General features: G+C 47.6%; 6 protein-coding genes and 1 rRNA gene. 3 read left to right on the top strand and 4 right to left on the bottom strand.

Annotated elements, in window-relative coordinates; translation table 11 throughout:
- Positions 1-251 precede the first annotated feature (251 nt).
- Together VNK96_10310 and VNK96_10315 are read left to right on the top strand one after the other, a co-directional pair.
- Complete coding sequence (locus VNK96_10310) at positions 252-599, top strand: hypothetical protein (GenBank protein HWP32098.1); 348 nt, start codon at positions 252-254, stop codon at positions 597-599.
- 138 nt (positions 600-737) lie between these two features.
- Positions 738-3,185 carry a hypothetical protein gene (locus VNK96_10315; protein HWP32099.1) on the top strand — a complete coding sequence of 816 codons (2,448 nt, stop codon included), beginning with the start codon at positions 738-740 and terminating at the stop codon, positions 3,183-3,185.
- A 228-nt stretch (positions 3,186-3,413) separates the two neighbouring features.
- Here VNK96_10315 and VNK96_10320 read toward each other — a convergent pair whose 3' ends face one another.
- The gene (locus VNK96_10320; GenBank protein HWP32100.1) at positions 3,414-4,010 is read right to left on the bottom strand and encodes a hypothetical protein; all 597 of its coding nucleotides are present in this window, start codon (positions 4,008-4,010) and stop codon (positions 3,414-3,416) included.
- 347 nt (positions 4,011-4,357) lie between these two features.
- Between VNK96_10320 and VNK96_10325 the strand changes: the two genes are divergently transcribed.
- Positions 4,358-4,918 (top strand): hypothetical protein, encoded by a 561-nt coding sequence (locus VNK96_10325; protein ID HWP32101.1) that lies wholly within the window; start codon positions 4,358-4,360, stop codon positions 4,916-4,918.
- An 877-nt stretch (positions 4,919-5,795) separates the two neighbouring features.
- On the opposite strand, the gene VNK96_10330 is transcribed toward VNK96_10325, so the two are convergent.
- The 3 genes from VNK96_10330 to VNK96_10340 form a co-directional block, all read right to left on the bottom strand.
- A complete protein-coding gene (locus VNK96_10330) occupies positions 5,796-9,146 on the bottom strand; it encodes an RHS repeat-associated core domain-containing protein (protein ID HWP32102.1) in 3,351 nt (1,116 codons plus the stop codon).
- A gap of 110 nt (positions 9,147-9,256) precedes the next feature.
- Positions 9,257-9,403, bottom strand: coding sequence for a hypothetical protein (locus VNK96_10335; protein HWP32103.1), 147 nt, complete (start codon positions 9,401-9,403; stop codon positions 9,257-9,259).
- Positions 9,404-9,650: 247 nt separating this feature from the next.
- A 16S ribosomal RNA gene (locus VNK96_10340) occupies positions 9,651-11,197 on the bottom strand.
- Between the last annotated feature and the right edge of the window lie 359 nt (positions 11,198-11,556).

An 11,556-nucleotide genomic window follows, 5' to 3' on the forward strand; every position in this document is an offset into this window, starting at 1 on the left:
CGCCTCGAGAAAAGGGAAGTTACGGTCAATTGCTTATCAGAATTTTCCGTGATTGAATCAGCCCACGAAGTAAAAAAGCCTCGAAGCTACTAGACAGATAATTGCAACTAAGCGAACGAGTAAGGGCTTTATAGAAAAAAAGGCGAGCAAGGCAGAGGAGAAAAACAAAATGGGGATGAGTTTTGTGCGTCTATAATGTTACAAACTACCTCACCCCGGGAGTGAACCCATGGGTGAAAAGGAGATATAAGATGATCAACAAAAGAATCCATTTCGCAGGTATCGCAGTGATAACTGTGCTTATCGTTTCGCTCACGATAGCATTGGCTCAATACGGGGAGCCTGGGCCTCCTAAGAAACAACCTCCTCAAGAAATGAAAATGCAGCCACCACCGGCGATGATGGGTCCGCCGATGGGAGGAACCGCAGTCACGAGCGATGGCTCGCATTTGTTTATCGTCTCTGGCATGCATGTTTACAAGGTGAGAAAGTCCGACCTCGAAGTAGAAAAGATAGTGATGCTCCCGCCAATGCACGAAGGAATGATCCACAAGGGAGACATGCCCCCACCTAAGAAAAAGGGTGGAGACGGCTCTTAGGACGGTTTTTTACTTTGGCGATATTTAGGACGCCGAAACGCTGATTTCCTTGTATACTAAATACTAAGGCGATTCGGTTGATTGGTGCGTGACGCTCACCACGGTTCATGCGCGCAGCCTCGGCTGGAGGATACGGTTATGAAGTTTCGGTTGGTTTTCAAGTTGGGCATTCTTGGGGCGTTTTTTGTTTCGAGCGTCTTTCCCATGCAGCTCGGAACGACCGAGCGCGTGTCTGTATCCTCTTCTGGTGCGCAAGGGAATAATTCGAGTACTGGTGCTACGATAAGTGCGGACGGAAGATTCGTTGCGTTTAAGTCCGATGCCTCCAACCTCGTCTCAGGAGACACAAACGGTTCTACTGACGTGTTTGTGCATGATAGGCAAACGGGTAAGACCACGCGCGTATCGGTCTCATCCTCAGGCGCGCAAGGAAATGGTGGAATCGGTTTGGAGCCTTCGCCTTCGATAAGCGCGGACGGTAGATTCGTTGCGTTTGATTCGGAGGCCTCCAACCTCGTCTCAGGAGACACAAACGGTGCTAATGACGTGTTTGTGCATGATAGACAAACAGGTAAGACCACGCGCATATCGGTCTCATCTTCAGGCTCGCAAGGAAACAGTTATAGTGACTCGCCTTCAATAAGCGCGGACGGCAGGTATGTTGCGTTTGAGTCTTATGCTTCGAACCTTGTCTCGGGAGACACGAATGGTACTGATGACGTGTTTGTACATGATAGGCAGACGGGAAAGACGACTCTTGTATCGGTATCCTCTTCTGGTGCACAAGGAGACTATTGGAGTCAAGAACCTTCAATAAGCGCGGACGGGAGATACGTTGCGTTTTCGTCTTTGGCTTCGAACCTTGTCTCGGGAGACACGAACGGTACTTCTGACGTGTTTGTGCATGATAGGCAGACGGGAAAGACTACGCGCGTATCGGTCTCCTCTTCGTGGCGTGAAGGAAATGGTCACAGCAATAATCCTTCTATAAGCGCGGATGGGCGGTACGTGGCATTTACCTCTGATGCTTCGAACCTTGTCTCGGGAGACACGAATGGTACTGATGACGTGTTTGTACATGATAGGCAGACGGGAAAGACTACGCGCGTATCGGTCTCCTCTTCAGGCGCGCAAGGGAACAGTTGGAGTGAAGATTCTTCGATAAGCGCAGACGGAAGGTACATTGCGTTTGAGTCAGAGGCTTCCAACCTTGTCTCTGGAGACTCGAATGGTTATCTAGATGTATTCGTGCATGATAGGCAGATAGGACAAACGACTCTCGTATCTGTCTCCTCTTCTGGCGCGCAGGGAAACAATTGGAGTGACTGGCCTTCGATAAGCATGGATGGCAGGTACGTGGCGTTCGGTTCTGATGCTTCGAACCTTGTCTCAGGTGACACGAATGGTTATCAAGATGTATTCGTGCACGGGGCAGTGTACAAAGGTGGCGACATCCCCCCCCCGACTATCTCCATCTTGTCAACCTACATTGCGAAGGATTCGTATACGGGCAACTTCACGATCTATGTGTCGACCTCGTATACTCTTTACACCTCAACCGGCTCTGCGACCGTCACGCTAGGCGGTATCACGGATGAACAAGGCCAAATCCTCTCCGATACAAAGACCGTTTATTTCGGAGGACCACCGGTCGAATGGAAATTCGATCTCGAACAGAGAAACGTCCCCCGTTTTACCAAACCGATGAACATCTCCGTAAAAGCCACAATAACCGACGAAAAGGGCAGTACTGGAAGTGCTATGAAGCTTGGACTACATATAAACATCCCTGTCGTTATTGTGCGGGGCATAAAAATCTTTCCTTGGGGCTCCTGGACAGACCAAAAATTCATCAATGGGATGCTTGCACATGGCTATGAATTGGAAGGCGATGCCACCTATCCCACGTTGTTTCCATTGGCAGGTGATTATCTTCCTGATAAGCAAACTCTTGTTCAAAGCGCAGACGTATTGGCGCAAGAGGTCAACCGCATCACTTCCGACGACGGGCCGACTTATGCGGCTAAAGTTGACATCGTCGCCCACTCTAAGGGGGGGCTTGTTTCGCGAATGTACGTGAGTTTGTTCGGCCCAAGCAAAATGCGACGGCTCATCTTGGCAGCTGTGCCGAATACGGGAGCAGTTATGGCGCACCAACTCCCTGAAACTGACCCATACATCGAACTATTGCCGACGCATGACTGGTACCGTGTCTTTATCTGGGAGAACTTTTATCAGAAACCTGAAAACACCACGCTCAAACTGTTGAACCAAATCCCAATGCCAAGCGGCTTGGAATATTATTTATTGTGGGGATACGGATGGAACACCTATGCGAACTTCACGGCGTCCACTATTTGGTATGAATTTAACAATGGAGACAAATACGTACTGAGTTGGAGTCAAATGGGGTACGAAGTCGTGAATTACATTAATGGTTCGAGCGATATGGGAGAATTAATAAAGGCATTCGATCCTGTTTTCGGTGCAGAGCCACCGAAGCAAAGTATCGGACTTCCTTATTCCCACACGGGGTTTCTCGGAAAGGCAGTAGATGAGATCTACTCGATTCTTTCGAAGCCGTAATAGATCTTCAAGAAAGGGGGGGTCAGCGCAGATTTTAATGAATGAGAAAGATATGTATGCAACTTTTCGCTTTCGCTCGAATACTTCCCGAATGAAATTTTCGATTCTATTTCAATCGACAGGGATGATAAAAAAATTATCATTGGTTTATTGCGACTAAGCGAACGAAGTGAGGTTATGTAGAAAAAGGCGAGCGAAAAACGCTCGCCATTAATCGCTATTGTACTTTTACCTTCTTCGCCGAATCAGCAGTAAAAGCCCGGCTGCGAGCGTCACTACAGAAATAGGCTCAGGAACGATATAGCCTTCGAGTTGAAACATCTGGTCTCCGACTCCAGTCATGAAGGAGTACGAAGTTCCAGAGAATTGAGCCATTTTTCCATCGCCTGGTGCAACGACGGACGCTTGAGCGCCTTCGAAGCCATTGCCCGAAACGCCAATCCAATACGGAGTGTTCGCATTGAGAGCAAGATTGACTGGGAAGGTCGCAACATAGATATCGGCTCCTCCGAAGTTTCCTGCGAAGGAATAACTGCTGTAAGACACGTCTGCGTAGACGAGGTAGTTGCCAGGTATTCCGCCGTTATCATCGAGCAGTTTGAGTTTCCAACTGCTACCGCCAGGGCTCGAATAGCAGGAAAAATAGTTCAACTGCGTTACGACAACAGGGTCACTGAAGATCACCATATCAGCGAAATTTTGACCGTTAGTGTAGTTCGACCAGCAGCCACCATAATTTCCCGTAGTAGGACCGAAATCCCATAGCAAGACCGCATTCGCAGAGAGAGGTAAAAAGATACCTAGTACAATTATTAGCCTCTTCATCTTATCCTCCTTTACGCGGGGGATGCCAAACCCCTTGCTATAGAAACATTATACAGCGAATTTTATGGGTAGTCATCATTTATTTTAAAATTTATTCGGGGGCATCGAGATGGCTCTAAATCAATTCGTGATTCGCGAAGCGTATCGCGCATTCACTCATTAACCCCCTCTTACGGGGAACTTAATGTACGTGGGTTTTCACTTCTTACAATGAACGATATGCGTTTTTTTATTGACCCCCTCCGTAGAGTTCCCCTTGCTTACGCAAGGAGAACTGTTTTTTGAATATCACTTTTAACATGCGGACTGAATTGCTTTTAGGTGCGAACAGGATATAAGATGCTTTTATGGATTTACGTCGAGACCTGAAAGAGCAATATCACGCAGGGCTTGCGATGTTGGCAGAGTGCGTCGCAAGTTGCCCTTACGACTTATGGCTGGCTGGGAGGCATCCGCGTCCTTTTTGGCGAATTGCGTTTCATGCCGCATTTTTCACGCATTTGTATATGGGGCAAAATGCAGATGTATTTACTGAACCTTCCGTGCTGAGTCAATGGCCGCCTGCGGTGAAGAACTCGTTAGGAGTCGAGGATTGGGCTGAGCCAGGTGAAGTAGAACCTTACGAACTCTCAGCAGACGCAGAACCGCTCACGAAGGAACAGATTTTACAGTACATCGGCTTCGTAGATTCATTGGTAGATTCGACAATAGACTCGCTCGACCTCGATTCCAGCGAAACAGGTTTTTATTGGTACAAGGGTATGAGCAAAATGTCGCATGAACTTATGAATCTTCGTCACTTGCAGGGGCATGTCGGGCAGCTCTCGGAACTTCTGATGTCACGCGGGATTGATACAAATTGGATTGCTATTGCAGACGCTTATACGAAATATAAAGAAATGGATTGATGGACATTTTCAAGGGGGGGAGATGAAACTTCTTTATTAACAAAAAATCCGGTTCCTCCTTGCGTAAGCAGGGGGAACCTTACGGAGGGGGTCAATAAAAGATTGTGAGTTTTATAAACCCGTAAAATAAAGAATTTTCTTATGTTTTGAAAAAATAGAGAATTTTTCACCTCCTTAAAGGCCCCCCTCTTCGCTTCGCTCGAAGGGGAACTGGTTTATGCCAGATGTATTTCGAAAAAAATCTACGACGTTTCGTTCAAAAAAATTGATTCCCTCACATAAGCAGAGGACCTTAGGGATGAAGTCAAATCAATAAAAAGTGCAAATAAATTACTAGCTAGAAGTGCTAACCCGATGATTGATCTTACTTAGCATTTATTAGACTTTTTGCGAGATTCATAACCTCCGTTAGTATATGATGGTCAACGTGAAATCTTCCAGAGTTATGTAACCATAGGATATGGTTTAGGCGCACAACGCACTCGTGCAAGGAGCCATTCTGCAGGGCGTCTTGCGCAATGCGGTAATGTGTCTCGACGATTTTCATTTCCGTAGGTGCTGATGAACCTTTCAGTCGGATTCTGTTTATAAATTGTATAATAATCCCTTTTGTATAAAGAAGCAAAAAGTAAAGAATAATTCCACTGAACACAGCAGGCAAGATATAATAGTAAAACAGATAATCTGAACCCTCCATGCTGATCATAATGTTCCTCGTAGTGAACAAGTGAAGAATATTTTGAAAATTAGTAATTAGTTTAATCCATGGTTGGATTAGCACAAAAAGCAGCAGCCCAAACACTATAACTTGTAAAGGCAGTAATAAGTACCTCCAAGCGCGTTGTTTTATTATATTAGAGTATGTTCCCGACATATGCTAAATCTTTTTGAAAATCTTCTTAAGTAATGCACGGCAACCAGGTACTCTAAAGATTGCACAGATGCAGAGAAGGCAGGCAGTACACGCGGCGGTCTTGGTTGTGCCTTCGCACACTTTGTCGGCTAAACAATTAAGCATACATGTCCAATAGTTACGACTTCGCTCGCATTGGTCATCGCAATAGTCCCACTCAGCAATTATCGAGTTTAGCAGCAAGCCACAAGCCAAAGCGCAAAGTATCCATAACAAGATAGGAGCTTCACCTGTAGGGTCGATTGCGTTGACGGGATTTGAGCCTGCGTATAAATACCGATTTTGTCCAAACAGGGAATCGAGGCTCCAAAAACGTCCATGGTTTGGGCTGTAATAACGCATCCCAACACGGAGCAACCCTGATTGGCTTCCACGCGCACCATCGTCGTAGTAACCCCATTGTCCAACGTAACGAAACGGATTAACGCTTGTGCCGGAAGAACTCTTCAACACGCCGAATGCAGACCAAACATACATGTCCGTCACGTTCATATCGAAATCGGTCAGTACGACGGTTGAGCCGATACCGTCGAAGTGAAAATACCGTTTTGCCCCCCCACGGTTCATAGAAATCAAGCCGATACTCCAGGTGTACTCGCTTCTAATTTCATACACGTTGTTGATAAAGGTGTATTCGATGAGCAGTTCGCCTGAGAGTTCGTCGTGGATGAAATGAGTCCAATCGGTAGCGCCTACGAGCTTGCTGCGCATCCGCATTCCTTCGCCATCGTACTCGTGTGCATCGTTTCCAATCGCTCCTGGATAGGTTATTCCGATGAGGTTCCGCTCGAAATCCCATTCATAATTAGTCGTCTGTCCCCCCGTGGTTTTCGTTTTTGTGTTGCCGAAATGGTCATATGTGAATATCTCCATTCCCGCTTGCAGCATCTCGTTGTTTTCACCATACGCAAACGTTTTGGGAACACCGTCAATGAATTCCACAAGTCTGTTCCCAGCGTGGTCGTTATAGAAAGCATATTGCCATTCGCGGGTTCCACCGGTTTTCAAAGTCCATTTCGTGTCGGAGTGCAACTGATATGTCTTATCGTATAAGAAAGACTCGTATTTTCCATCTTTGTCTTTAAGCGACTGTCTAACGCCAGCTAAATCCAGCTCATACTCAAAGCTGCTGATTACAGTGCCATCATTTTTCTTGTCGAGTACTTTTCTCAGATATTTGTTCTTGTTCGCTTGATAGAAGTGCAGATCGTTCGTGTCTTGATAGAAAAATTCACGCGTCTCCCGCTTATTCAAAGTATTGAACTTCAAAGTTATCTTTTTTAACCTTCCGTCCATATGCCATTCGTGTTTCGTGACATCTCCATCAGGATTCGTCACGGTATCTAAATTACCATCGTCTGTGAATGTCTGTGACCATATTTTTGAGCCGAGGGTTCTGATAGTTACTCTTTTTTGCGTTAGTTGTGAGGCCGCGTCCCAAAAGTATTCCAGTTTGAAATTATGATTGGTGCCATCGACGAATCCGACAGGACCCTGCACAATCTCGAGCAGTCTCTTAGCGCGGTCGTAACGATATCGTTTCTCTCCGCTTGCATCCTTCATTGTCTTCTTTAGGCCATTTTTGTACCAGTCGAATTCCGTGTTCGTTCCACTTGGATATTCTTTTTTAATCAATTGATATAAATCATTATATATGTAGTTAATGAGCGTGTCATCCGCGCCTTTCTTCGCCTTGTAGCTTTTTAGATGACCAGGTTCGTAATAGGTGAAAAACTCTTGCCAACCTCCTGGGTAATCAATTTGAGTTATTCTCCCGGCATCATCGTATGAGATGAAGGTTACTTTACCTCTTGGGTCTGTGATACTCGTTAACCATCCCTCATCGTTGTAACCATACGAAGTAGAGTTTCCGTTCGCATCTGTTTCTTTCACGAGCCGCCCGAGATTATCGTATTCTCTGAAGACACTATTCCCATTCGCATCTATTTCGGCTATAAGATGGCAGCATTCGTACACACGTTCAACGCCTGACCCATCGGAGAAAAAGACTTTTATAGGACGGTCTAAACTATCATAGGTGATTTTGACGGGGTTACCGGTAGGGTCGGTAATTTCGTATACCCTACCTCGAATGTCTATTTTCAAATTCGTAATGTTTCCTTCCGGAGTTATGATTCTGTCTGGTTTGCCATAAGAATTTGCTGAATTTTGGTTGTAAAGATAATTAATGGTTTTGTTCACTCCGTTCGTTTCCGCAAGCAATGTGAATTTGTTTGCCTCAGTATCGAAAGTTCGGGTCACATAGATCTGATTTTCGCCATTCTTTTCCGTCTCGCGCAGACCTGTGCTTACGCCGCTACTATTCAATTTATAAGTGTAGGTCGTAACGTTTCCTTCTTCATCTGTCTCGGTAAGGACATCATGATATAAGTTGTGCGTCCATTGGTAGTCTGCCAAAAAAATGCCAGTCGCATCCGTATCCGTGATTTTTCTAACCTCTCGTCGTTTCAATTCGTGTTGCGTCTCTGTTGTCGTTCCATATGTATAGACAATCTTCTGTCTGCTCCACGGCATGCCAAAAATCGGAATTTTAGGCAGGAATTCCATCTCCAATTCCCATGTATTCGAATTCCATACGAATTCATGCTCATTGAGGAGTTCGTCGGTAATCTTTTCTATTCGACCGTTTTGGTCGAACTTGAATTGCTTTTCTTTTCCTATGCGATTCCGAACGATTGCGGTGTTAGTAATAACATCGTAGGTAATTAGCGTCGTCTTGTTGTTAGCATCAATAATACTGTTTACTTTCGTGCCATCGTAACCGTAAGTCGTCTCGTTTCCATGCTCGTCGTAAACCTTCGAAAGTAATCCACCTGCGTTGTACTCGAATCTTTGGGTATCTCCCATCGGATTGATTACTGTCGATAGTCTGTTGTCGTTGTCATAATGCAAAAATGTGCTGAACCATCCTACGTCGTTGGGAGCGGGCTCTCGAATCTCGTTTAGCCGCGTTGCACTGCCAATATTTATGTAAAGGAATTGTGTTTCACGCCCGAAGCCATCCGTTATTTTTGCAATGCGATTATTTATATCTCGCGTAATGGTGATTTGATGTCCTGTCCTCGAAACGATACGTCGAAGGATACCGTCAGTAAATCCGAAGTACCATTTGTCACCGTTGAATCTGGTCAGAATGTACTCATTCCCATCGTCGGTCAACACGTCTTCTTCTTTGTTTGCTACGTACGTGCCTCTCGGAGTGGCGCTTCGTATAAAGACTCGCTCTGTTCCATCGCAGTCTATAAGGATCACAGTATCGCCAGAGACATTCAGCGATATGTGCCAAGGTAACATCCATTTATCTCCTAGATCGGTTTCTTGCGTTCCGAGATTGTTGAAGATAAATGGAGTCGAATAAAAATCTGGACTTTGTGGACGTGGAAATGCGAAGTTTCTATCTTTAGTTATGCACGTGCATATTCCTGGTCTAAGATAGAAATGCAAATTCCCATTCCATAAGTTGACTCCTCTGTAGAACCTCCAATACTTTCGAGTTCCACCTTCACCTGCCATTCGAGTTCTCCTACATCTGAACAAAGCCTCGGAAGCATGGCAATCCCATTCTCAAAGCTGTCGTCCGACAGCAGGTTCTCTGAAGCGGTTGCACTGTGCAAGCCATAACGCATATTATTGTAAATCGAAAAATCAACCTAATCCAAATTTAGTTTATAAATTTTTATAGAAACATCCTGCCAAGACAAATAACATGAAAGCCTCGCGTAGAAGCGAGGCTTTTTTGAAAAATCGGATTGGTCGAGTGCAGACCGACCTAAGGGAATTCGTGAGAAATCTCCCTATAAAGGAGGTGATCCAGCCACACCTTCCAGTACGGCTACCTTGTTACGACTTAGTCCCCCTTACTCCCCACACCTTAGGCGGTTCCTTCCTTGCGGTTAGGCCACCGACTTCGGGTGCAGACAACTCGGGTGACTTGACGGGCAGTGTGTACAAGACCCGGGAACGTATTCACCGCAGTATTGCTGACCTGCGGTTACTAGCGATTCCGCCTTCATGCAGTCGAGTTGCAGACTGCAATCTGAACTGAGGGCGTATTTTTGGGATTAGCTCCATCTCGCGATATTGCAAACCCTTTGTTTCGCCCATTGTAGCATGTGTGAAGCCCCAGACGTAACCGCCATGCTGACTTGACGTCATCCTCACCTTCCTCCGGCTTACACCGGCGGTTTCCCATGAGTGCCCGGCATTATCCGCTGGCAACATGGGATGAGGGTTGCGCTCGTTGCGGGACTTAACCACTACACCTCACGGCACGAGCTGACGACAGCCATGCAACAGGTGTCTACGTGTCTACCTTGTGGGTAGAGGGACGCATTTCTGCGCCTTTCACTCGATGTCAAGTCTGGGTAAGGTTCTTCGGTTTGTATCGAATTGATCCACATGCTCCACCGCTTGTGCGGGTCCCCGTCAATTCATTTGAGTTTCAGCCTTGCGACTGTACTCCCCAGGCGGGATGCTTAGTGCGTTAGCGGCGTCACCGAAGGGGTCGATACCTCCGACGACTAGCATCCATCGTTTAGGGCGTGGACTACCAGGGTATCTAATCCTGTTCGCTCCCCACGCTTTCGCGCCTCAGCGTCAGTTGGCAGCCAGCAATCCGCCTTCGCAACTGGGGTTCCTCCCGATATCAATGCATTTCACCGCTCCACCGGGAATTCCGATTGCCTCTCTGCCACTCTAGCCTGCCAGTATCAAAAGCAGTTTCCGGGTTAAGCCCGGAGATTTCACTTCTGACTTAGCAAGCCACCTACGCGCTCTTTACGCCCAGTAAATCCGGACAACGCTCGCCCCCTACGTCTTACCGCGGCTGCTGGCACGTAGTTAGCCGGGGCTTCTTCTGGGGGTACCGTCACCTTGCGGCTTCTTCCCCCCCGAAAGAGGTTTACGACCCGAAGGCCTTCATCCCTCACGCGGCGTCGCTGGGTCAGGCTTGCGCCCATTGCCCAAGATTCCCAACTGCTGCCTCCCGTAGGAGTCTGGGCCGTGTCTCAGTCCCAGTGTGGCTGGTCGTCCTCTCAGACCAGCTACCCGTCATCGCCTTGGTAGGCCGTTACCCCACCAACTAGCTGATAGGCCGCGGGCCCCTCCTGAAGCGAACCTTGCGGATCTTTCCTCCCCGAGAGATGCCTCCCAAGGAGGGTATCGGGTATTAGCCCCGGTTTCCCGAGGTTGTCCCCGTCTTCAGGGCAGGTTACCCACGTGTTACTCACCCGTTCGCCGGTAGAGTTGAAGTCCCGTAGTTGGCTACGGGCCAACCCTCCCTCGACTTGCATGTTTTAGGCACACCGCCAGCGTTCGTCCTGAGCCAGGATCAAACTCTCCGCTAGAATCCTCACTCAAAGGACTCTATTGGGCCTTGCTGCGGCTCCTTGCCACTATGCGGTTGTCAAGGTGCGGAGCACAAGACGATGTGGTCTTGCGCAGGGCATCGTTTATCGTATCGCTGGGCCCGATGCCTGTCAAGGCGTCGGGCCCCGACGCCGGTCGCGCCTCCGAACGCGGAGGCGTCGCCCGATGGGACTGTCGTCCGACCGACCTTCGAGCCCACAGGCGATTGTACCACCGCTGTCAACCCCAACTTGGGGCATTCAGTGCTCCGCCTGTGTGAAGCCGACCTGTGTGAAGCCTCGACGCCGACCGCCGCGTCAACCAGGTCGCCAGTCGGCGCGCGCCGCCTCGGGGCCAC

The sequence above is a fragment of the Fimbriimonadales bacterium genome (assembly GCA_035559795.1).
GTDB lineage: Bacteria > Armatimonadota > Fimbriimonadia > Fimbriimonadales > ATM1 > DATMAR01.

Bases quoted from the DNA above. Each gene is read 5' to 3' on its own strand.
- VNK96_10310 (HWP32098.1), top strand. From the start codon at position 252: ATGATCAACAAAAGAATCCATTTCGCAGGTATCGCAGTGATAACTGTG.
- VNK96_10315 (HWP32099.1), top strand. From the start codon at position 738: ATGAAGTTTCGGTTGGTTTTCAAGTTGGGCATTCTTGGGGCGTTTTTT.
- VNK96_10320 (HWP32100.1), bottom strand. From the start codon at position 4,010: ATGAAGAGGCTAATAATTGTACTAGGTATCTTTTTACCTCTCTCTGCG.
- VNK96_10325 (HWP32101.1), top strand. From the start codon at position 4,358: ATGGATTTACGTCGAGACCTGAAAGAGCAATATCACGCAGGGCTTGCG.
- VNK96_10330 (HWP32102.1), bottom strand. From the start codon at position 9,146: ATGTTACCTTGGCACATATCGCTGAATGTCTCTGGCGATACTGTGATC.
- VNK96_10335 (HWP32103.1), bottom strand. From the start codon at position 9,403: ATGCTTCCGAGGCTTTGTTCAGATGTAGGAGAACTCGAATGGCAGGTG.